General features: G+C 65.7%; 12 protein-coding genes. 4 read left to right on the top strand and 8 right to left on the bottom strand.

Annotated elements, in window-relative coordinates:
* Nucleotides 1-378: 378 nt before the first annotated feature.
* From HV824_RS20660 to fni, 6 genes are all read right to left on the bottom strand, one after another.
* Nucleotides 379-6,954, bottom strand: coding sequence for an RHS repeat-associated core domain-containing protein (locus HV824_RS20660; RefSeq protein ID WP_176424035.1), 6,576 nt, complete (start codon nucleotides 6,952-6,954; stop codon nucleotides 379-381).
* A gap of 1,500 nt (nucleotides 6,955-8,454) precedes the next feature.
* Nucleotides 8,455-9,534 (bottom strand): mevalonate kinase, encoded by a 1,080-nt coding sequence (locus HV824_RS20655; RefSeq protein ID WP_176420423.1) that lies wholly within the window; start codon nucleotides 9,532-9,534, stop codon nucleotides 8,455-8,457.
* The gene (gene mvaD, locus HV824_RS20650; RefSeq protein ID WP_163783914.1) at nucleotides 9,534-10,520 is read right to left on the bottom strand and encodes a diphosphomevalonate decarboxylase; all 987 of its coding nucleotides are present in this window, start codon (nucleotides 10,518-10,520) and stop codon (nucleotides 9,534-9,536) included. Before mvaD ends, HV824_RS20655 begins: the two co-directional genes overlap by 1 nt.
* An 8-nt stretch (nucleotides 10,521-10,528) precedes the next feature.
* On the bottom strand, nucleotides 10,529-11,461 hold the full coding sequence (mvk, locus tag HV824_RS20645; protein WP_176424034.1) for a mevalonate kinase: 933 nt from the start codon (nucleotides 11,459-11,461) through the stop codon (nucleotides 10,529-10,531).
* Between the two features lie 4 nt (nucleotides 11,462-11,465).
* Nucleotides 11,466-12,794, bottom strand: a complete 1,329-nt coding sequence (locus HV824_RS20640; RefSeq protein WP_176424033.1) for a hydroxymethylglutaryl-CoA reductase, degradative — start codon at nucleotides 12,792-12,794, stop codon at nucleotides 11,466-11,468.
* 33 nt (nucleotides 12,795-12,827) lie between these two features.
* Nucleotides 12,828-13,886, bottom strand: coding sequence for a type 2 isopentenyl-diphosphate Delta-isomerase (gene fni / locus HV824_RS20635; RefSeq protein WP_176424032.1), 1,059 nt, complete (start codon nucleotides 13,884-13,886; stop codon nucleotides 12,828-12,830).
* Between the two features lie 183 nt (nucleotides 13,887-14,069).
* Between fni and HV824_RS20630 the strand changes: the two genes are divergently transcribed.
* A complete protein-coding gene (locus HV824_RS20630) occupies nucleotides 14,070-14,456 on the top strand; it encodes a hypothetical protein (protein ID WP_176420443.1) in 387 nt (128 codons plus the stop codon).
* On the opposite strand, the gene HV824_RS20625 is transcribed toward HV824_RS20630, so the two are convergent.
* Entirely contained in the window at nucleotides 14,453-16,891 is a 2,439-nt protein-coding gene (locus tag HV824_RS20625; RefSeq protein WP_176420433.1) for a TonB-dependent receptor, read from the bottom strand. The genes HV824_RS20630 and HV824_RS20625 overlap by 4 nt on opposite strands.
* Nucleotides 16,892-17,016: 125 nt before the next feature.
* Nucleotides 17,017-18,495, bottom strand: coding sequence for a hypothetical protein (locus tag HV824_RS20620; protein WP_176420435.1), 1,479 nt, complete (start codon nucleotides 18,493-18,495; stop codon nucleotides 17,017-17,019).
* A gap of 187 nt (nucleotides 18,496-18,682) precedes the next feature.
* Between HV824_RS20620 and HV824_RS20615 the strand changes: the two genes are divergently transcribed.
* The 3 genes from HV824_RS20615 to HV824_RS20605 form a co-directional block, all read left to right on the top strand.
* Nucleotides 18,683-19,921 carry an imelysin family protein gene (locus tag HV824_RS20615; protein ID WP_176420437.1) on the top strand — a complete coding sequence of 413 codons (1,239 nt, stop codon included), beginning with the start codon at nucleotides 18,683-18,685 and terminating at the stop codon, nucleotides 19,919-19,921.
* Complete coding sequence (locus HV824_RS20610) at nucleotides 19,914-21,368, top strand: HTTM domain-containing protein (protein ID WP_176420438.1); 1,455 nt, start codon at nucleotides 19,914-19,916, stop codon at nucleotides 21,366-21,368. Before HV824_RS20615 ends, HV824_RS20610 begins: the two co-directional genes overlap by 8 nt.
* Nucleotides 21,369-21,523: 155 nt before the next feature.
* Nucleotides 21,524-22,415: zinc metalloprotease HtpX (locus tag HV824_RS20605; protein WP_176424031.1), on the top strand; the 892-nt coding region annotated here is incomplete at its 3' end.

The following is a 22,415-nucleotide window of genomic DNA, read 5'->3' as shown; positions in this document are numbered from 1 at the left end:
ATGAATCAGGACTGACACTTCCCACCCGCAACCCCGCGACCCGACGACCCTTCTTCAAATCCGACCCCGAGAAAGCGCATCAGGCCTGCCGATTGTGCTCACACCGCTCAGTAAGGCAACTCGATCCTGTGGTCACGAAGCGCGGCCTCGTATCGCTCACGAGCAGTTTGTAGTTGCGCCGCCAACTCCCGTAGCAAGTCCTGAGCATCACCGAGATCACTACGACTCAAGGCTTCAATTGCATCGAATGTCGTAGTGACCAACGAGTTCAACATGTCACCCTGGATAACGACCCCCGGGTATTTCCGCTCAGGTAGCCGAACAACAGCATTATTACCCTGATCCGTGAAGAGTTCCATTTCAACTATGGCCATTGCGCTACTCCGGAAAGAAGGTCACATAGGGTCTGGAGCGATCCAGAGGCCCCTTGAACACGTCCTGATTGCGCCAAACCCCATCCCGAACACTCTTCGCGCCCGGAAGAGAGGCGGCAGCGCTGCTCCTCGCATGGTGGTTGGAGTGACTGGGTTCGATCACGAAATCCCAGTCTGAGTTCGGTCCTGACTTGCCGCTAGCCCTACTTCCCACAAGGTGAATCGGCGAACCGATACGGTTCGCAGCATTCTGGATCCGAGTGGCATCGGCGGCTGAGATGTTCTCTACTGAGCCTCCGCTACCGCCTTCCGGTGCCTTTGCAGTTGACGATTTCGTATCGCTCGTACTAGGCGCCCCGCCTCCACCTCCGGATTGGTTCGCCATCTGCACCGCATTGAGGGCCCCGATAATATTCGCGACCCCCAAAGCAGCAACAGCGGCGCCCGACACAGCAACAGAACCTCCAATCACAGCCGCAGGAGCCCCGACGGGAGCACCAACACCCGTACTACTGGCAGCCGCGCCGGCTGTCGACGCAGTCCCTCCACCAGCGATTGCGACACCACTACCAATAATCTGCACCCCTCCCCAGGCAAACAATGCGGCACCATAGCCCAAGTGGAAGTCTTTGGAGCTTCCTTCCGGAGGAGGGACAAGCCCCAGGAACGGAACCGCCCCGGCGATCGCCCCCAAAAACAACCCCTTCCCAAACTCCAGCTTATCCTTAATCACATCAAACGCCACCCACGCCCGAACAAACCTCCTGTAGTAATACATGGATGAATGCTCGGGAATCTTCACAACATAGTAATCTCTAGTTTCAACCGGTCTTCCGTTCTCGGAAACATACTCAGTTCGAACCAAATACGTAGTTGGATCTGCAAGATCCGGCCCCAACATACTCACTAACATCTGCTGCTCGTTTATCGCAGCATTCCCAGAAACTCCTGCCACCGAATAGCCGCCGAACCAACTGTCATAAACAATAACAGGCAGCTCATTGACCGCGAATCCGGTCGGGTCCGTGTACCGCAAGGGGTTCCCCAGTCCATAGCTGTATCGATTCAGCGCTTGGCTCATCCGGGGCCCGACCATCAATGGATCAGGACTGAGGAATCGACCGAGTACCGGGTCGTACACTCGTCCCTTCATGTTGATGAGGCCCACTTCATCATCATGTTCGTGACCAGTGAATCCTTGGCGCACTTGAGAATTCCCACGCACCTGCGGGACACCTAGGGCATTGGGATATCTTCTGCCCCCATAGGGCTCAAACCGTGAACGCTCAAACACAGCACCAAACTCATCTGTAATCGTTTCGACCGTTCCCAGGCGATCGACATGAAGATACAAAGCTCTCTCGACTGAAACCTGACCCGTCGAATCCGCAGCCCACGAGACTTGCGCGACGGGACCGTCTGAGCCAATGACGCTGAAGACGTGCACTGCCGCTCCAGTCGCCACACGGCGACGCTCATAGATGCCCCCCACGTAAACTGTCACGTCGCCGTTCGAATCGCGTTTGACCGTCCGGGTGTTCATCGCATCGTAGCGATAACTCAAACTCTTTGAGCCCTGGCTTACGTGAGAGGGAAGATTAAAAGTAGTGTACTCAACAACACGACTTGGCCCTGTCAGTTGGTTCCCATTGGCGTCGTACGTATAGGATCCCAACGAGGAACGAGTGACCGCGTGGGGTCCTGCCCCTCCCGTGCCCTCATAGAACAAAGACAGGTTTTCCCCTGCTCCTTGAGTTACGGACCGACCTAGCAGATTCCCTAGATCATCGTAACCGTACTCCACCGAGGAGGGAGTACAATTCTGGTAAACGGACCACTTCACCAACCGGTTCAGGGAGTCATAGAAGAAGTCTTCGGTTGTTCGAGACAAGCGGTCGTGCCGACTTCTCATATTCCCATTGACGTCGTATTCGTAGGCCAGCATCTGACGTAGACGCTGTTCTTCGGCGACTTGAGGAGCGGCAGGTCCCTTCGTCTCAATAAAGACCGTCCTCCCTCGGGTATCGTACCTGCGCTGACTGGTAACGCCGTTGCCGAACTCCTCTGCGGTCAATTGCCCCAAACCGTTTCGCGCCTGGGCTTTCCAGTAGAGAGTCCCACCGAATGAACGACCCACCGACTCCAACACACCTCTTGCTGTGTAATTATAGTCAACAGAAAATCTATTGGTTCCTACGCTGGGGTAGTCTAACCGTCGAAGGAGTCCGTACTCGTCGAATGTCCTTGAGACCGAATACACCTGTCCTTCAACACTCCAGTCCTCGCCAACTGGCCGTCCCAGGGCATCGTAGGAATGCACAGTAACAATGTCGTCCAGGCTGGTACTGGCATCCCCCTCCACTGCGCTACGAAAGAGAGCGCCAACCCACCCCACGGAGGGATTATCAACAGGATGATCCCACGTAAATCGAGCCACACCATCGCGGTTCGTCCGGACCGTCATGCGGCCAAGTGTGTCTCGCTCGAACACCGTTGCGTCACCATTGGCGTCAGTCACCCGCGTGACCTCTCCGAATGGATTGTAGTCTGTAACAGTGAGCCCTGAGTCTGGGTCATTCACCTGACTCTGGCGGCCCAGTCGGTCATACTGATATCGCGGCCCCTGCCCGTACCCGTTGGTGACGGACTCAAGCTGCCCAAAGGGACCAAACCTCGTGCTCGATACGATGCGCCGAGTTCCCAGCATGTCCTCTGTCGTCTGCGGTCGTCCGTGCTCGTCCAGCCAGATTATCGTCGAGTTTCCTTTTTCATCCCACGTAGTGACCTTTCGCCCCTCATACTGCTTGGTCTCGCTCGTCCCATCGGGGTACGTCGTTCGTACCGTACGTCCCAGATTGTCATAAGCGAACGAAGTTGCGCCGGACCCCGAACCCCCGGGTGGTGGCAACCACTGCGTTGTCACACGCCCCAGTTCATCGTACAGATTCCCAGAATTGACATTCTCCTCTGAGAAACCGCGCTTCCGGGTACCCATCCAGCGCCCCAGACGGTCGGTACTGGACTCTTCATCTACAAGTACAAATCCTGGAACATTTTCGTTCAAGGGGGACATTCGCCGCAGGATGGACACAGCAAGAGAGCACGATTCGCCGGGAGCAACACATGCCCTGTAACTGATTGTCGAATCACTAGAGTCTGGCGCATCCACGGCCCGAAGTCGCCCGAACCCATCAAAACGTCGCTTGGTAATAAGACCGTTCTCATCCTCGCTCACCGAGACCAGTCCCAAGCCACTATGATAGGCGACACGAACTGTGTGCCCCAGGCTGTTGGTCATCACGGTAGGATAGGTTCGATCCACGGGATCATAAGAGATTCCCATCGTACGAATCGGGATCCCCCATTGCGCCCCAGTAGCGGAACGGGAGATCTGATATGCCAGCCCATCCGGATCACGAAGATACGTCGTCACGACTTCAAAATGTGCACTTCCCGGCTCGATAGTTTCACTCGCTAGCAGTGCTGTTCCCGGCCAATAGGTGCGTGCATGGTTGCGTGTCACGGAAACGCCATTAACAGTATGCGTTTTCTGATCAGCAACCGGCAGCCCCACAAGCCAGTTTTGCGGATCATTCTGATACTGAATTGACTCAACCATGACTTCACTTCCGATTACCTTCTCTACGGAAGTAGGGTTTCCATAGTTCCAGTCGTACCCCCACTCGGTGTCTACTTGCCGCAAGAGGCCGTCCGTTGGGCCTTCACTCTCAAGTCGATCGTACACTTGTTCTTGGGCTGTCGCAGGGAGCACGGTGATAACGCTGCCCCCACGCCCGCCTTGGCGAACATGATGCGCCAGTTCGAACGACTCGACGGTCTTGTGAATTCGTCCGGTGAGCGCAACCTCCGTCACCGTTTTCTTCGGGATATTTGCATACGGATAATGAGTACCCACCCGTGTCCTGTTATCGAACTCGGTGCGAACCCTGGCTCCTGCCGCAATCTCACTTACGGACATCGCGGCAAACCCCAACCAACCACGCCCCAAAACATCTACCCGCCCGTCTTCGTAGGTGTATGCGCGGCGACGCGGCGAGCTCTTACCGGAATCTACCAGGTGCTCGGCAACCAGCCACCGCCCAGACCGAACGCACTGCTGCGGGTAAGAGCAGGACGTGCCAGGGGTATAGACGGACGCATCTGCCATCGGCTTGTAGATGAAATCCACATTCGAGCCCAGCGAATCCGTCACTTTCGTCAGCAATCCTGAAGGAGGGCCCCTACGCCGATAGATTCGGAGTGTGCCATTAACTACCTGTGCTAGATCCATCAGACCGTCGCCATTCACATCCAAGATCTGCGACACACTGTACCCCCGCGTGGTCGCCTGCCCCACGGGGATATCTAGACTTCGCGGCACAAAACTCGTGCCATTAGACTCAAGCACCACCACTCGCGAGCGGCTGCCGTCGCCGTCATCCATCAGCAATAAATCTTGCCGACCATCTCCATTGAAATCAAAAACCCGAATACCGTTATCCCGGGTAAATGCTCCCAACTTCGCACCTTGCGGAAGAGTGATCGTGTATGGCGCAGCAAAGCCATCTCCAGTATTGATCAATACTTCCACATCCCCCTGAACCGGTTCGGGCTCAGGCTCATTGCCCGGATTCTCCGGATCGCCGCTGGGTTCCGCTTTTTGCTCCCGCAGCGCGTCAGGCAATCCATCGCCATTGATGTCGACAAAAATATACTGCTTTGTCGAGACATCCGTCCTGACCAGCGTGGTCTCCTTCTTTTCGAAAACGCCGTCGCGCCACGTCAATGACCAGTAGCGCCGTCCGACAGTTTGATACGTAGGAACCGGATCGACGATCAGCCGTTTCTCAAGAATAAACAGGCTCGTCTTGCCAGAGCCATCCAGATTCACAGCAAATTGGCTATTGTCATTGCGATCCGATGCATGGATCGCCTGGAAGGGCTGCAAACTTCCCGCCATGTTCAGCCGGAAGCCCAACTGACCAGCGGTGGGTTCAACGCGAATCAGGTCCGACAGACCATCTCCGTTCAAGTCCCCGTACCAGAAGGTTCCGGGTTGCCGTCCATCGTCCTCGATCTCATAGAACCAGTTGGCTCCCGGCGAAGGATTATTCGACTGGAGCAGGTGCTTAATATTGCTTGTGGGGCCTGGGCCACACGTATTCTGTACAAGAAGGCTTACATCCATGCGGCCGTCCATGTTGACGTCCGCCCACCGTCCGTCATGACCAGCCGTCGCCACTCCACAGTGAAGCGGAAGGCTGAATACGTCGCCCCCTGAAATCTGTCCCGCAGCAGAAATCGACCGAAGGATCCACTTGGAATTCAGAGCCACGCTTGAAGGAGCACGATAAAGAAGATCATCACGCCCGTCCCCATCAACATCGACCGTATTAAGGACACTGTGGCCAGACTGCACAAAACTGGAAGGAACAACATCTGCGAGCCCTGTGTCTTGCTCGGTGAAATTGCGATTCGAAGACGACCACCAAAAGACTATAGGCCGAACGCAGGCACCATTCCCATCGCATTCCTGAAACGTCTTAAGCATGCTCGCGCCGCTGATTGCATCTTGCATATAGCCGAGCCGATAGGCTCGGACCAGCCCAACTGAAATGGGGTTGGGCGCGCTAATCTTGATTTCCTTGAGGCGCTTGCTCAACTTCAATTTGAAGCCAGCCGCATACGAGACACGAGAATCACTGCGCGACTCATACTCAAACACAACAAATCGCGTAGCAGGCACTCCCTGACCAAGGGAAGAAGCCGTATATTCAATGCGTTCCAGTGTCTGCTCGACACTTCCATCTTCTAAATCGGAGTGAAGCGCATAGTGGAAAGAAACGGAGTTTCCACTCCGGTCTTCCAAGCGCGCTAACGCCCATGACAGTCGACTCTCATCTGTATCAACCGTCTGGAGGAAACCATTGAGGCCCGATGGACGAACCCGCGTACGACGTCCCGCCAAAGTGGAATGGTGCAGAAACCCATAGGTCAATTTGTGCCCACTCTTCAGGAACACATGAAACTCGCGCGGCCCCAGCGCGTCCGCCCCCATGGACACAATCTTGCTGAAGGTCTCCCGCTCGGTTCGATACTCAGTGTATGAAGCACCGTAAACGCCATTGACCGACACCAGACGCTGACCATCCAGGCAAAAGGCATCATCGGCCGTGAATGTGATTGCCTCCACCTTTCCATCCTGGGCCTGTGTAAGGCCGCAGCGAGAGACCTGTGAGGCGCCAGCCAGACTCCACCCACGGCCTATGATACCGTTCCCGCCATCACTCTTGTAACCAAGAGACAGCTCCGGCTGAATGCCGGCACGCCCCGATGGCAACCAGATAGGCAGCGAGTAGGTCGACGCTCCGTCAGCAGCAACGCCGGAAAACCCCGTGCTCCGAGCTGCTACGAAACCTTCGTTGTCCGTCTCCGTAGGAAGCAAGGCATCCACTAGGACTTCAAGCCCCTGGGCTCGGTGGCGGCCTCCTGCCATTTGCCCCTTCTCGCTTTCATCCGAAGGGCCACATGCACTTACAGCCACGACAGCACCGAGCATGACGCTCAAAAAGCGATTCACGGATCGCCATCCACCCTGAACCACGTCAAATTCTCTTGAACTCATATATCAAACCCCAAAAATCAACACGCCATCCCAACCAGCCCAAAAACTTTCGAGACGCCCGCTACCGCTCCACACATACGCCAGCCTGGCAGATGTTCCCGCTTGAGCACGAGCCGCAGTTGACGATTCCGCCGCAGCCATCATTGCTCGGTCCACACTCGCGTTCGACTAGCGCACAAGCCACAGATGCAGGCATGGGCGTGCACCCACAAACATTCGGTATTCCTCCACCGCCGCATGAATTGACTCCACTGCAAGAGCCACAGTCATGCGTGCCACCACAGCCGTTGGGCACCTGCCCGCAGTTCTTGCCCTCGCACGCCGTGGCCTTGGGAATCGGCGAACATCCGCACACATTGGCAGTCCCCCCACCTCCACACGTCTGTGGGCTTACACAACTCCCGCAGTCATACGTGCCACCACAACCGTTGGGCACCTGCCCGCAGTTCTTGCCCTCGCACGCCGTGGCCTTGGGAATCGGCGAACATCCGCACACATTGGCAGTCCCCCCACCTCCACACGTCTGTGGGCCTACACAGCTCCCGCAATCATACGTGCCACCACAGCCATTGGACACCTGTCCGCAGTTTCGCCCAGTACATGCGAAGGATTCGGAGATGGAGGTGCAGCCACAGACGTTAGGCGTTCCACCGCCACCACACGAGTCGTTACCACTGCATGTGCCGCAACTCAGCAGCCCTCCGCATCCGTCTGCGACCAGCCCGCAGTTCTTGCCTACACAAGCACTCGATGGTGCAGCAGGGATACAGCCGTTGCCAAGCCCGCAGACGTTGGGAGTACCGCCAGCGCCACAAGCCTGGCCAGCAGGGCACCCACCACAATCAAGTGCCCCTCCGCATCCATCTGGAACGGAACCACAGTTTAACCCGAGCTGCGCGCATGTGCCCGGCTGACATTCACATGTGAGCGTGTCCGATCGACAGACGCCATCTTCATCAATTAGACCATCACCATCGTCATCAAGCCCGTTACACACTTCAACTGAAGCATTGATTTCATTAGCCCACTGGCCATTCACACATTGGCGCATCGAAACAGGACATTCGCCATTGGGCCCCACGCAAACCGTCGTCAGAGTACCTGTACCTTGACCAAGCGCAGGGAAACATTCTGCATATGCGGAAGCCGACAAGAAAATGAATGCCAGAACAGTTCCCGCCATCCCGGCGCGCATGACATTAACCAAATGACACCACATAGAATGCGCCCTCAAGCCCCAAGCCAAAGCGTCCACTTTTCGACAAATAGAGCATGCCGCTGGAAATTTGTCAGGATGGCGCGGGGTTTAGCTATCCTATCACTTCACTACCAACCACGGCATCTACCGAGACATGGGTCCACGCCAACCCACACTCGGAGTGGAGACACCGAAGGGACGGTGGGTTTGACCTTTGCCTAAGAGTCAGGTGGCTGGGTGGCGTTGAAGAGACGCGCTCAGGTTAGAGCGTCGACCCAGGTCCGCAGTCGGGGAGCCACCTGGGCCTCGCCACGCACGCCGGGTTCCGCATCCAGGAGCAACGTGTGGAAGCCGCGGGCTTCCAATCCCTTGCACATCTCCGCCCGCACCTGCGCATCGGGGGCGAACAGAATACAGCCGTCCCCGCCACCCGCCCCGGACAGCTTGCCCGCCGCACCGTAGGTCGCGGCCAGCGCCAGCACCCGGCGCATGCCTTCCGTCTCCAGCGGCCCCAGTTCCAGCAGCAGCGCGTGCTGCGCCTTCACGGCCTCCGAGAAGGCCCGGAAGTCACCGCCGCTCAGCCCGTCCTCAATCGCGTGGCCCAGCGTGTCCGAGCGCTCCACGAAGCTCTGGCGGCCCGCCTCCTCCAGCCGCGCCTCCACCTGGCCAATCAGCACCCGCGTCGAGGCGCTCTCGCCCGTGAAGGCATACGCCATGGACACCCGGGGCGAAGGCAGCCGCCACACGTCCACCGACGGAGACTCGGCCAGCGCCGCGCGCAGCCGCCCGGTGTTGCTCGCCTCCATCAACGGCGCCACGTCGTAGCGCCGGTATCGCAGCACACCTCCAGCGAAGCTCGTCGCCACATCCCCGCCGCTGCCCTTCCCGCCCTGCCCCAGCGTGTGCGCCAACAAAGCCAGCTTCAGCGCGTCGTAGCGCTCCTCCAGCACATAGCGCGCGCCTTCCGCCGCCAGCACCGTCGCGCACGCACTGCCGCCCATGCCCAGCTTCTGCCCGTTCGGCCCCACCGCGGACGGCGCCACCGCCAGGTCGAAACCCTGACTCGCGCGTCCATGCGCGCGCAGGGCCTCGTCCAGCGCCCGCGCCACGAAGGCGAACCCCGCCGGGACTTCCCGCTCCCAGCGCACGCCCAGCGGCGTGGTGCTCCCCGCGAGCGTGCCCTCTTCCAGGCACACGTGCACCCGGGCATCCGCACGGCGGCGGACGTACGCGGACGTGCGTGGCGCCACAGCCGCCAACCGCGCCACGCCGCCCCACAGCACGGCGTACTCACCCGAGAGGAACAGCTTCCCCGGCGCGGAGAGGGCCCGCTCCATCAGAAGAGGTGCTCCGCCTTCAGCTCCGCGTCCCCACCCGGCACGCAGCGAATCACGTCCACCGCGCCGCACGCGCGGGCCAGCGCCTCCGCGGCCACCTCGTGCGCGGCGTCCGTCAGCAGCACCGGGTTCGGTCCCGCGTCCAGCGTGAACCACACCGGGATGCCCTTCTTGCGCTGCTCCTTCAGGTGCTGGATGAGCGCCAACGTCCCGGCGTTCATGTAGCTCAGCGGCGGATTCGCCGCGAAGGACGTCGCGTGCATCCGCCACGCGTTGCGCTCACACAGCTCACCCAGGGCCTGCAAATCTCGCCGGGCGATGTGCTCGCGCACGTGCACCACCTCCGCCTCGGCGTCCTTCACCCACGCCGGGTAGTACGGACTGGTGTCCACCGTGTGCTTCATCCCGTCCCGCGACTTCACCTCTTTCTCGCCGCGGTCGAGGATCGCCACCACCATGCGCACGTCCGGCCAGTGCGCCGCGTCGAAGCGCTGCACCGCGAAGCTGTCCTCACCATCCGGACGCTCGCCGCGCTGCCACTCGCAGAACCCGCCCTGCACGCTCCGGCACGCGGAGCCGCTGCCCAGGCGCGCCAGGATGCTGGCCGCCCGCGGCTCCGACGGCAGCCCCGCCGCCGCGCGCCCCGCCACCGCCAGCGCCGCGAAGCCCGCCGCGCTGCTGGCCAGGCCCGCCGCCATGGGGAAGTCCCCGCGCGACACCACCTTCGCGGGGCCCAGCTCGCCCTTCGCCTGTGCGCGCACCAACTCCAACAGGCGCAGCACGCGGTCGCGCTCGCTGCCCTTCGCGGTGTGCCCGTTGAGCTCCACCTGGTCGCTCGCGGCGCCGAACTCCACCGTCGTCGTCACCGACAGCGGCGACAGCGTGAGGGACAGGCTGGACTGATGCGGAAGAATCAGCGCGTCGTCCCGCTTCCCCCAGTACTTCACCAGGGCGATGTTGGGATGCGCCAGAGCTGTGGCTTTCATGGGAGGACTCACGACGCCCGCGGTCCCGCGAGCTGGCTGCTGAAGCAGCGCACGCCCAGCCGGGTGAGCTTCGTCACCACGGGCTTGGGCTCCAGGAACAGGCCAATGACGGCCCCACCATCTCCACCGGCTCCGGTCAGCTTGGCGCCCAGCGCCCCCAGCTCCCGCAACCGGTAGATCATCTCTTCCAACGGCGGCGACGACAGGCCCAGCGCCGAGAGCAGGCCCTGATTGACGTTCATCGCGTCGCCCAGCGCCTCCAAGTCTCCCGCCGCCACCGCCTTCGCGCCCTCCGAGGACACCCGCCCAATCTCCGCGAAGAGGCGCTCGTAGCGCGACGGCCAGCGGGCCTGCCGCTCGCGCAGCGCGCCCACCGTCCTCTTCGTGGGGCTGCGCTCACCCGCGAGCGTCACCACCACGTGCAAGGGCCTGGGGCTCTCCACCACCTGCCCCGTCCCCTTCGCGGCCCCCGGCCTGCGCCGGTACAACACAAGCTGCTCCGCCGCGCTGGTGGTGTGGTCCACCCCGGACGGCGTGCCGTGGAACTCCTGCTCCATCGCCCACGCCACACGCGCCGCGTCCTTCGGCGTGGGCACCTTCCCCGCCGCCTGGAGCAGCAACCGCGCGCACGCCACCGACAGCGCCGCCGAGCTCCCCAGGCCCACCGCCAGCGGCAGGTCCGCCTCCAGCGACACCTTCACCGGCGGCGCGCCCGTCGCCTCCGCGGCCCGGGCGAACGCCGCCGTGAGCTGCGCCCGCTGCGGACGGCTGAGCGTGGAGGGCAACGCGAGCTGACACGCCTTGGCGGGCACGGCGCGCGCCGTCACGCCCTGCGACAACGGCCCGGCCAGGGCCGGGTGCCCGTACACGACGCTGTGCTCACCCAACAGGATGACCTTGCCGGCGCCAAAGGCCGACATGGATTCTGAACGAGGCGCCACGGCGTCAGACAGTGGTGCCGGTCGCGGCCGCGGCATCCTCGGCGGGGAGGCTGGCCAGCAGCTCGCGGGCCTTCTCCACCTTCACGTGGCCCGCCTTCACCAGCAGGTTGGCGATCTTCTCCACCCAGTCGCCCCGCGCGCCCGCCGTCACCGCCACGCAGCGCGCGTGCATCGCCATGTGGCCCTTCTGGATGCCCACGCTGCCCAGCGCCCGGAGCGCCGCGAAGTTCTGCGCCAGGCCCACCGCCGCGAACACCATGGCGAGCTCACGCACCGACGAGGTCTGCATCAGCTTGAGCGCCATCTGCACGCCCGGGTGGATCTTGATGGGCCCGCCCACCGTCCCCAGCGCCATGGGCAGCTCGATGCGGCCCACCAGGTGCCCCTCTTCCAGGTACCAGGTGGACAGCGGCCGGTACTGCCCGTTGCGGCAGGCGAACGCGTGCGCGCCCGCTTCAATGGCGCGCCAGTCCTGCCCCGTGGCGATGGCCACCGCGTCAATGCCGTTCATCACGCCCTTGTTGTGCGTGGCGGCGCGGTACGGGTCGGCTTCCGCGAAGCGGCTGGCCTGGGCGATGCCCTCGGCGATCTCCTCGGCCGGCATCTCGAAGTCCGCCAGCAGCGGGATGGGGATGCGGCACATGGCGCGCGCCAGCCGGCGGTCCGCCAGGTTGGAGAGGATGCGCAGGTACACCTTGCCGCCCGTAATCTGCTCGATGAGCGGCGCCACGCCCTCCGCCATGGTGTTGATGAGGTTGGCCCCCATCGCCTCCTGGGCGTCGACGATGAGGTGCACGATGAGCAGCGGCTCGCCGCGCGGGCCCTCCGGGGCCGGCAGCACGCGAACCTCGACGTCCTTCGCCCCGCCGCCACGCGCCACCATGGCCGGGTGGAAGCTGTTGGCCAGCGCGAGGATCTGCTCCTTGTGCGCCAGGACGCGCTCGGTGGCCACCGTCGGGTCGCCGTAGCGCGACACCTGCACCTGGCCAATCATCAGCGACGGGTCGGCTTCACCCATGAAGCCGCCCGACTCCCGGACAATCTTCGCCGCGAAGGACACCGCCGCCACGACGGACGGCTCCTCCACCGCCATGGGCACCAGGTAGTCGCGTCCGTTGACCTGGAGGTTGAGGCCCAGCCCCAGCGGCAGGGAGAAGGTCCCCACCGCGTTCTCAATCATCTGGTTCGCCAGGACAGGCTGGAGCGCCTCCGAGCCCAAGAGCTGCTGCAGGTCCTCGGGCGTGAGCTGGAACATGCGGGAGAGGTGCGCGTGGCGCTCCTCCATCGGCAGCTTGTGGAACCCGGGGAGCCGGGACGTCACGGTGTCAGACATGTTCTTCCTTCCAGACTTCGGCGCGGCCACCCTCTACAGCGCCGCCAACCAATCCTTCAACTCTCCGGTGAGCACCCGGGGCCGCTGTCTCAGTTCAGCGCAGCTTCTGCTACCCGTCAGGACCAGCGCCTGCCGCAGGCTGGCCAGGATGACCTCCAGCGCCGCCTCCGCCGCCACGAGCCCGCCCGCCTGCTGCGCGCGGAACAACGGCAGCGCCATGCCGGCCAGGTTCGCGCCCAGCGCCAGCACCTTGGCGGCGTCCAGTCCCGTGCGGAGGCCGCCGCTCGCCACCAGGTGGACGTCCGGGCCCACGGCCCGGCGCACGGTGGCCAACGCCGCCGCCGTGGGGATGCCCCACGCGCTGAACTCCGCTCCCAACTGTGCCTGTACGCCCGACGCGCGAAGTTGTTCCACGCGCACCCAGGACGTCCCGCCCAGGCCGGACACGTCGAGGTTGCGCACGCCCAGGTCCACCAGCCGCCGCGCGACGTCCGGGCCAATGCCGCAGCCCGTCTCCTTCACCAGCAGCCGGTCGCCAAAGGCCCGCACCAGCAGCTCCACCACGCGGTAGCCGCCCTGGAAGTCCCGGTCGCCTTCCGGCTGCGTCAGCTCCTGCCCCGCGTTGAGGTGCAGCGCCAGCCCGTCCGCGCCGATACCGTCCACCAGCCGGCGCGTTCCGTCCACGCCCAGCCGGATGGCCTGGAACATCCCGATGTTGCCCAGCAGCGCCACCGTGGGCGCCACCTGCCGCACCTGGAAGGACGCGGCCCGAGAGGCGTCCTCCGACATGGCGCGCTGGCTGCCGACACCAAAGGCCAGGCCGTGGCGCTCGGCGAGCAGCGCCAGGTCGCGGTTCACCGCGCCCGCACGCTCCGTCCCACCCGTCATCCCGGTGACGAGCAGCGGGGAGCGCAGCCGCTTGCCCAGGAAGGCCGTGGACAGGTCCACGTCCTCCACGGCCATCTCCGGCATCGCGCAGTGCACCAGCTTGACGCACTCCAGCAGGGTGCTGTTTCCGGTGGGTTCGACGTCGCCCGTGGCGCAAAGGTCGAGATGCGCGTCCTTGCGTCTGGCTGTGAGGTCTTCGCCCATCTCGTTGGAGTCCGGTCCGCCCAGGGTGCCACGGCGCGTAAGTGCCCGAATGACCGAGGTTTCCTAGCAAGCACGGCGGCCAAGGCGCAAGCCAAAGGGCCCGGGCGGTCAGCCCCGGCGTGTGGGTGGACGCTGGCGCCTTGTGGGCGGTATGAGCGCGGCGTGAGCCCCTCCCCGACCCACGTGGTTGTCTTCCTGCACAGCGGCGACTACGACCGCGTGCATCAGGGCCTGTCCATCGCCGCCGCGGCCGTGGCGTCTGGCCGCAGGGCGGAGGTGTACCTCTTCTGGTGGGCCCTGGAGCGCTTCCTCGATGGGGCGCTCGACGACCCGGACTTCACGGGTCGCGACGACGTCACCCACCGCTTCGAGTCGCGCGGGATGCCCACGTTGCGCGCCCTCCTCACCCACCTGACCGATTCAGGACTTTTCACCCTGGCCGGGTGCACGGGCTCGCTGGGCGCCCTGGGGGCGGAAGCGAAGGCGGATGCCAGCGGCATCGCCTTGTGGCTGGGCTGGAGCGCCATCCTTCAGCGCACCGCGGGCGTGACGGACCGCTTCTACCTCTAGATGCCCATCTTGACGCCCACGATGACGGTCCGAGGCGCGTTGGGCCGCGCCCCGTAGGGACGGCGCGACACCACGGCCTGCTCGTCCAGGATGTTGCGCGCGCTGAGGTACAGCTGCCCCCAGCGGGAGAAGTGCCAGCTCGCGTTGACGTCGAACGTCAGCAGCGCGTCCGTCCGCTGCTCCGGAGGCGCCTCGCCCTGCCCCGCCTGCTCGCGCATGGCGTCCACGTAGAAGGCGCTCAGGGCCAGGCCGCCCCACGCCGTCTCCACACCCGCGGTGGCGTAGAGCTGGTGCCGGGGCACGTAGGGCAGCTCGTCGCCCGCGCGCACGTCGCCGAACTGCGGGTCCGCCGACTGGAAGTCCTCGCGCAGCCGCGTGCGCGTGAAGGTGTAGGACAGCGAGACGGGGAACGTCACGCCACCGCCCGGGCGGAAGGTCTTCTCGCCGAAGACCTCCAGGCCGTAGATGAAGGCCTTGCCCGCGTCCGTCTGCCGATCCAGGTCGTCGTTGAGGCAGCCGCTGGAGAACGTGCAGATGTCGGTGAGGTTCGAGTAGTCGTTGAAGAAGCCCACCGCCTCGAAGCGCTCGCCCCTGCGGGTCCACCGCGCGCCAGCCTCATAGTTGATGCTCTTCTCCGGCAGCACCACGTCCGGCTGTCCAGGCGCCGGGGGCGAGAAGCCACGATAGGCGCCCGCGAACAGGCCCAGCTCGTGCGTCAACGCGCCGTAGACGCCCATGCCCGGCATGAGCACCTCCACCGCGCCGCTCGCCTCGGTGCCCGTCAGGTGGTTCCGCGAGGCCGAGCGGATGATCTCCATGCGCACACCCGGCGTCAGCACCAGCGGGCCCCAGCCGATGGCGTCCGTCGCGTGCAGGGCGAGGGCGTGCGTGGAGTCCTTGTTGTCGGCCGTGGTGTACGTGGGCTCGCTGGTCCGCACGAGCTGGCCGCCCTGCATCAGGAAGGCGTCCTCGGTGTGGAGGCGGCGGATGCTGTCGTAGTGGAAGCGCGCGCCCAGCTCGAGGTTGTGGCTCAGCGGCCCCGTGGTGGCCGTCCAGCGGGCGACGCTCTGGAGCCCCTGGGACACGTAGGTGCGGTCGTTGGGGCCGATGAGCAGCGCGTCCTGGGTGGACGACGTGTCCTGCTCGCCGGTGAGGACGCCGTAGTAGATGGCGTTGCGCGCGCTCGTGGGGTCCGCCAGCACGCTGGCGATGGAGGCGCCGCGGAAGCGGTTCACCTTGCGCCACGCCCGGCTCAGGTCGTGCCGGTAGACGGACGTCGTCACGGCCAGCCCGCCCGCCTCGAGCTCGTGGCTGAGCACCACCTGCGTGCGGTGCCACTTCATGTGGTCCAGGGCGCTCGCGACGTAGCGGCGCAGCGGCGCGGCGGCGAAGTCCGCGCTGCTCAGGCCCAGGTACGTCTCGTTCGAGTCCTCGTCCGAGTAGCCCAGCTTGAGCTGGAGCGTCTGGCGCACCGGGCCCTCGGGGACGAGCAGGTAGCGGCCCTTGGCCATCCACTCGTTGCGGGAGAAGCCCGTGTCGCCGCCCACGGTGTCCAGCTCCTTGAAGCCGTCACTGCGCAGGTGGACGCCTTCAAGCAGGAAGCCCGCGCGCTCGGTGCTGGCGCCGAAGACGCCGTGGGCCTTGCCGTAGAGGTACTCGCCGCCCGCCACGTCCAGCCAGGCGGACTCGGAGGCGGGGATGTCCCGGGTGAGGAACTCCACGGAGCCGCCCACCGTCTGCGGTCCCTGCTGGATGGCCGAGGGCCCCTTGAGCACGCGGATGCGTTGCATGCGCGTGGCCAGCGGGAAGTAGTAGGCCGCCGGCGCGGAGTACGGCGCGGGGCCGAAGAGGACTCCGTCCTCCAGCAGGGTGACCTTCTTGCTGCGGTCCGGATTGACGCCGCGCAGGCCCACGTTCGGCCGCAGGCCGAAGCCGTCCTCGCCGCGGGAGTACACACCGGGCACCGTCTGGAGGATGGCGGCCGGGTCATCGCGCTCGAAGCGCTCCAACTGCGCGGGCTTGAGCACGTGGATGGAGCCGCTCGTGCGCGCCTCCGAGGTGCCCACCACCACGCTCTCGAATTTCTTCTCCACCGCCTCGGGCGAGGGCTCCAGCACCAGCGGCTCGCTCGCGGGGGGCTCGGTGGCCAGCGGCGCGTCGCCCACGGGCGCCTGCGCGGGCTCGGCCAGCTGCGGCGCCTCGGCGGCGGCGGCGTCCTGCACCTGCGACGGCTCGGGAACCACGGCGGCGGCGTCCTGCACCTGCGACGGCTCGGGAACCACGGCGGCGGCGTCCTGCACCTGCGACGGCTCGGGAACCGCGGCGGCGTCCTGGGGCGGCTCGGACTGCGCCGCGGCCGGGGAGGCCCATGCCAGCAAGAGCGCCGGAAGTGCCCAGCTCCGCGCCCACATCAGCTTCTGCTCGAACAGTGCCATCTGAAGCGTTTCGACCTTGTCTCGACCGGGATGTCCGACGACTCAAAAAGCCAGGAGCCGGGGAGGATGGCCCGCCCGCGCGCGGACCGCCCTCCCCGGCTCCTGCTTCTACACTGCGTCAGCGATTACTGCTTCTCGACGGGACCGCCGATGACGATCTTTCCATCCGTCTGGATGGCGATGCCGCGAGCGGCCTCCTCGGTGGCCGCGGTCGCGACGTTGATCTTCGCGATGCCGCCGGTGCCGAAGGTCGGGTCCAGGTTGCCATCGGTGGTGAAGCGCGCCACCACCATCTGGTTGTCGCCACCCTCGGTCACGAAGCCCGCCGCGTAGATGCGGTTCTGCGAGTCAAAGGTGACGGACCAGAAGCGGTCGTCCTCCGTGGCGGAGATGGGCGTGGCCTTGACCACCTCCGTGCCCGTGCCACCCGTCGGGATGATGGCCAGGATGGCGTCGACGTTCCCGCTGCCACCGGAACGGTAACCCACCGCGGCCGCCCAGTTGCCGTCCGCCGACTTGGCCACGCCGAAGAAGGCCTGCTCCGGACGCTCGAAGCCGTAGGTCTTGTAGCCTTCCGGCGCGAAGGTCGTGTCCGGCTGGCCGTCCGGCGTCTGCATCAGGAGGAGGGCCTGGATGTTCTGCGCGCTGGGCGTGGCGCTGCCCACGTGCAGGACGCGGTCGTCGTTCAGGACGACCAGGTTGCGGCCGCGGTCGTTGTCACCGGCCAGGTCCAGCACCACCGAGCCGCCAATGCCCCACGTCGGGTCCAGCGCGCCCGTGGCGGTGTAGCGGAAGGACACCAGGTCCACCGCGCCGGAGGACGCGGAGCGGCCGTAGCCGGTCGTCACGTAGCTGCCGTTGGACTGCATGCCCGCGGCGTAGGCCTCGGCCATGCCCCACTCCGGGTTGTTCTCGCTCTGGGCCTGGAACGGCGCGGACGTCACGACGCCCTTCCAGCCGAAGGTGTCGTCCGCCTTGCCGTCGTCGTTCAGGCGCTGCAGCACGATGCGGTTGGCCGCCTGCGCCCCCACGCCCGTGGGCATGGACGTGTAGCCGGACGTCATGATCTTCCCGTCCGGCTGGATGAAGCCGTAGCGCATGCCGTCGTTCAGGTTGGACAGGTTGAGGACGCTGAACCCGTTGGGCGTCTGGGCCGAGCCGAACGTCGTGTCCAGCGCGCCCGTCGCCGTCAACCGGGCCACCACGCGGTCGGTGTCCGCGCGCGTGCCGTCCGCGCGCTTGTTGCCGAACAGCACGATGCGGTCCGTGGCGTCCACGCGCACGTCCCACAGCGAGTCACGCGTGCCGTCGCGGCCGGTGCCGAAGTCCACGTGCGTCACGCCGCCCGCGCCGAACGTCGTGTCGTGCGTACCATCCTCGTTGAAGCGGACCACCGCGATGTCGCTGTCCAGCGGGCCGGTGCCCGCGTCAGGCGTCGGGTTCGTGCCCGAGTCCGGGGTCGTCCCGGCGTCCGCCTGGGTGCCCGCGTCGGGCGTCGGGGTCGGCGTGGGCTCGTCGTCGCCACAACCCGTCATGCACGCCAGCGTGAGCGCCAGCGCGGCCCCACGCACCAGGAAGCCGCGGTGCTTTACCGTCTTCAACATGATGTCTTCCCCTCCTCGGGAACTTCTCGAACTGCAAACGATAATCGTTATCAGTTTCGTCGCGACAGCCTCCTACCCCAGAAGAACGGGAAGGGTCAACAAACATCCCGTGCAGTCGTGAACCGAGGACGTCGAAATCTTGAAGTTGATTGTCATTAACAACATCGGCGTGTTACCGAGCCGGGCCATGAACACCGAGTCATCGCGCCCCCTCTCCGTCCTGCGTGCGAGCGCCATCGCGCTCGTGGTTCCCGCGCTCCTTTCACTGTCGGCCTGCAAGTCGGACACGGGGGCTCCGCCGGACGCCGGTACGGAGAACCCCGACGGCACGGTGGCCGCGACGCGCGCCGCGCTGCTGGAGTCGTCCGGGGCCTGTGTGCTGCAGACGGCCCGTGAGTTCCAGACGGCGGCCACCACGCTGCAGAGCGCCGTCGCGGCCCACGCGGCCACGCCGGATGCCACCACGCGAGACGCCGCGCGCGCGGCCTACCACCAGGCCATGGACGTGTGGCAGGTGGCGGAGGTGATGCAGTTCGGTCCCGCCGCGCCCCGCAGCCTCCCGGGCGGCGCGGAGATTCGCGACAACATCTACTCGTGGCCCCTGGTCAGCCGGTGCGCCATCGAGGAGCAGCTCGTCAACCGCAGCTACGAGTCGGCGGGCTTCGACAGCGCGCTGGTGAGCCGCCGCGGCCTGTACGCGCTGGAGTACCTGCTCTTCTTCGAGGGCAACGACACCGCCTGCCCGGGCACCTCCGTCATCGTGTCCCAAGGCTCGTGGGCGGCGCTGTCCGCGGACGAGCGGGCCGAGCGCAAGCGGGCCTACGCCGCCGTGGTGGCCGAAGACATCCACCGCCGCGCGGACGCGCTGGTGAACGCGTGGGCCGCGGACCAGGGCAACTTCGCACAGACGCTGACGACGGCGGGCTCCGGCAACGCCGTGTACCCCTCCACGCAGGCGGCGTTGAACTCCCTGAGCGATGCCATCTTCTACCTCGAGCGCGAGGTGAAGGACCTCAAGGTGGCACGGCCGCTGGCGCTGCGCGACTGCGCCACGTCCACCTGCCCTGAACACCTGGAGTCACAGTTCGCGGCGCGCTCGAAGGCGAACCTCCGGGCCAACCTGGTGGGCTACCGGCGCATCACGGAAGGCTGCGGCGAGGACTTCTCCGGCACGGGCTTCGACGACCTGCTCGAGGCCTCGGGCGCCGACGCGCTGGCGGCGAAGGTGCGCGAGCGCAACGCGGCGGCGGCGGCGGGCATCGAGGCCGTTCCGGGTGAAGACCTGGCGACGGTCCTGGCGCAGGACAAGGCCGCGATGCGTGCGATGTACGACGCCATCAAGGGCGTGACGGACGTGCTCAAGACGGAGCTCGTCACCGTGCTGGACCTGGAGCTGCCCCAGTCCGTCGAAGGGGACAATGACTGAGGTGACGACCGTCGAGCGCTCCGTGTCCGGGCGCCTCTGGGAGGTGCTGCTGGCGCCGCGAGACATCGCGGCGCTGGTGGCGTTCCGCGTGGCGCTCGGACTGCTCGTCTTCGTTTCAGCGGTCCGGTTCCTCGCCTACGGCTGGGTGGACGTGCTGTTCACCGGCCCCCGCTTCCACTTCACCTACTGGGGCTTCGGCTGGGTGCCCGCGCTGCCGGCGCCGTGGATGCACGCCGTCTTCGCGGTGCTCGCGCTGCTCGGGCTCTGCATGGCGGCGGGCCTCTTCTACCGCGTGGCGGTGGGCCTGCTGTTCGTCGCCTTCACCTACGTCCAGCTCGTGGACGTCAGCAACTACCTCAACCACTACTACCTGGTGAGCCTGCTCCTGGGGCTGATGCTCTTCGTACCGGCGCACCGGGCCTTCTCGGTGGATGCATGGCGAAAGCCCGCGCTGCGCCGGGACTGGCTGCCCTCGTGGTGCACGCTGCTGCTGCGCTTCCAGGTGGGGGTGGTGTACGTCTTCGCGGGGCTGGCGAAGCTGACGGGTGACTGGCTGCTCCATGCCCAGCCGCTCAGCATCTGGCTGTCGGCGCGGACGAGCCTGCCCGTCGTCGGCCCCATGCTCGACGAGCCCTGGGTCGCCTACGTCGCGGCCTGGTCGGGCTTCCTCTTCGACACCACCATCGTCGCCTTCCTCCTCACCCGGAAGCTGCGGCCCTTCGCCTATGCCGTGGTGCTCGGGTTCCACGCGGCCACCTCCGCGCTGTTCCCCATTGGCATGTTCCCCGTCATCATGGTCACCGGGGCCCTGGTCTTCTTCGAAGCCTCCTGGCCACGGCGGCTGTTGCACGGACTGCGCGCCCGCCTCGCCCGGACGTCCGCCGCGACTTCGGCCGCCTCCGCGAGGCCCGTGACGCCCCCCCTGAGCGCTCCCGGCTGGAGGGGCCAGGTGGCGCTCGGCCTGGCCCTGACCTACGCCGTCGTGCAGGTCGCCATTCCGCTGCGCACCCACCTCTACGGCGGCAATGTCCTGTGGCACGAGCAGGGCATGCGCTTCTCCTGGCGGGTGATGGCGCGCGAGAAGAACGGCAGCGTGACGTTCATCGTCCGCGACCCGGCGTCGGACCGGGAATGGCACGTCGCGCCCAGCCAGTACCTCACCCGCCTCCAGGAGCGGGAGATGTCGGTGCAGCCGGACCTCATCCTCCAACTGGCGCGGCACATCGCCCGGGACTTCGAGGCGCGGGGCAAGGGCCGCGTCCAGGTCCACGTCGACGCGCAGGTGTCGCTCAACGGCCGCCCCGCGGAGCTGCTGGTGGACCCCGACGTGGACCTCGCGCGGGAGGTGGACAGCCTCGCGCCCAAGCAGTGGATCCGCCCCGCGCCGGACTCACCGCCCATCCGCTTGCGCGCTCCGCTGCGCGGCGCGACGGCCGAGCGTCCGTAAGGCCCGGCCCGCTGACGACGGCGCCGGGTGCCGTCCATGCCGGCGGAGTGGCCCAGGCGCGGCGGCCCACCAGGCGCCGTCCCTCGTCGTTGCCGAGCCCGCGCCCTTGGTTACGTTTCCAGAGGGCCCCGCGGGCCTCCGGAAACGAGGCGGCCATGGCGCTCCATTCTTCCCACGCCGGCGCGGACCGGCCAGCGCTGCACGGCGGAGGCGGTTGGCACCGGCTGGGCAACGCGCTCAAGACGACCGTGCTGCTGGCCGGGCTCACGGCCCTGGTGCTCGTCATCGGCGACCGCCTGGGCGGCCCGCGAGGCCTGCTCTTCGCCGGCGTCTTCGCAGTGGTGATGAACTTCGGCTCCTATTGGTTCAGCGACCGGATTGCCCTGGCCATCCACGGCGCCCGGCCGTTGCCCTACGAGCAGGCGCCCTGGCTGCACGACATGGTGGCGCGGCTGGCCTCCCGCGCGGGCATGCCGAAGCCCAAGGTCTACATGCTCCCCACGCCAGCCCCCAACGCCTTCGCCACGGGCCGCAACCCGAGCCACGCCGCCATCGCGGTGACGGCGGGGCTGATGGAGCTGCTGGACCGGCGCGAGCTGGAAGGCGTGCTGGCCCATGAGCTGGGCCACGTGCGCAACCGGGACACCCTCATCGGAACGGTGGCGGCGACCCTGGCCGGCATCATCAGCTACGCCGCGCAGATGCTCTTCTGGTTCGGCGGCTCCATGCTCAGCCGAGGCGACGACGAGCGCGGCGGCCTGGGGAGCGCCTTCGCCAACCTGGGCCTGCTGCTGGTGGCGCCCATCGCCGCCACGCTGCTCCAGCTCGCGGTCAGCCGCTCACGGGAGTACGGGGCGGACCAGACGGGCGCCGAGCTGGCGGGCGACCCGGACGCGCTCGCCAGTGCCCTGCTGAAGCTGGAGCGCGGCGCCCAGGCCATTCCCTACGACAGGGCCCCCGCCACCTCCCACCTCTTCATCGTCAACCCGCTCCACCATGGCGGAGTCATGGCCCTGTTCTCCACCCACCCGCCCATCCACGAGCGGG

Origin of the sequence: Myxococcus sp. AM009, from assembly GCF_013372605.1 — a bacterium.
GTDB classification, from domain to species: domain Bacteria; phylum Myxococcota; class Myxococcia; order Myxococcales; family Myxococcaceae; genus Myxococcus; species Myxococcus vastator.
Note: the sequence above shows the minus strand (reverse complement) of the source record. Positions and strands in the feature narration are given on the sequence as shown.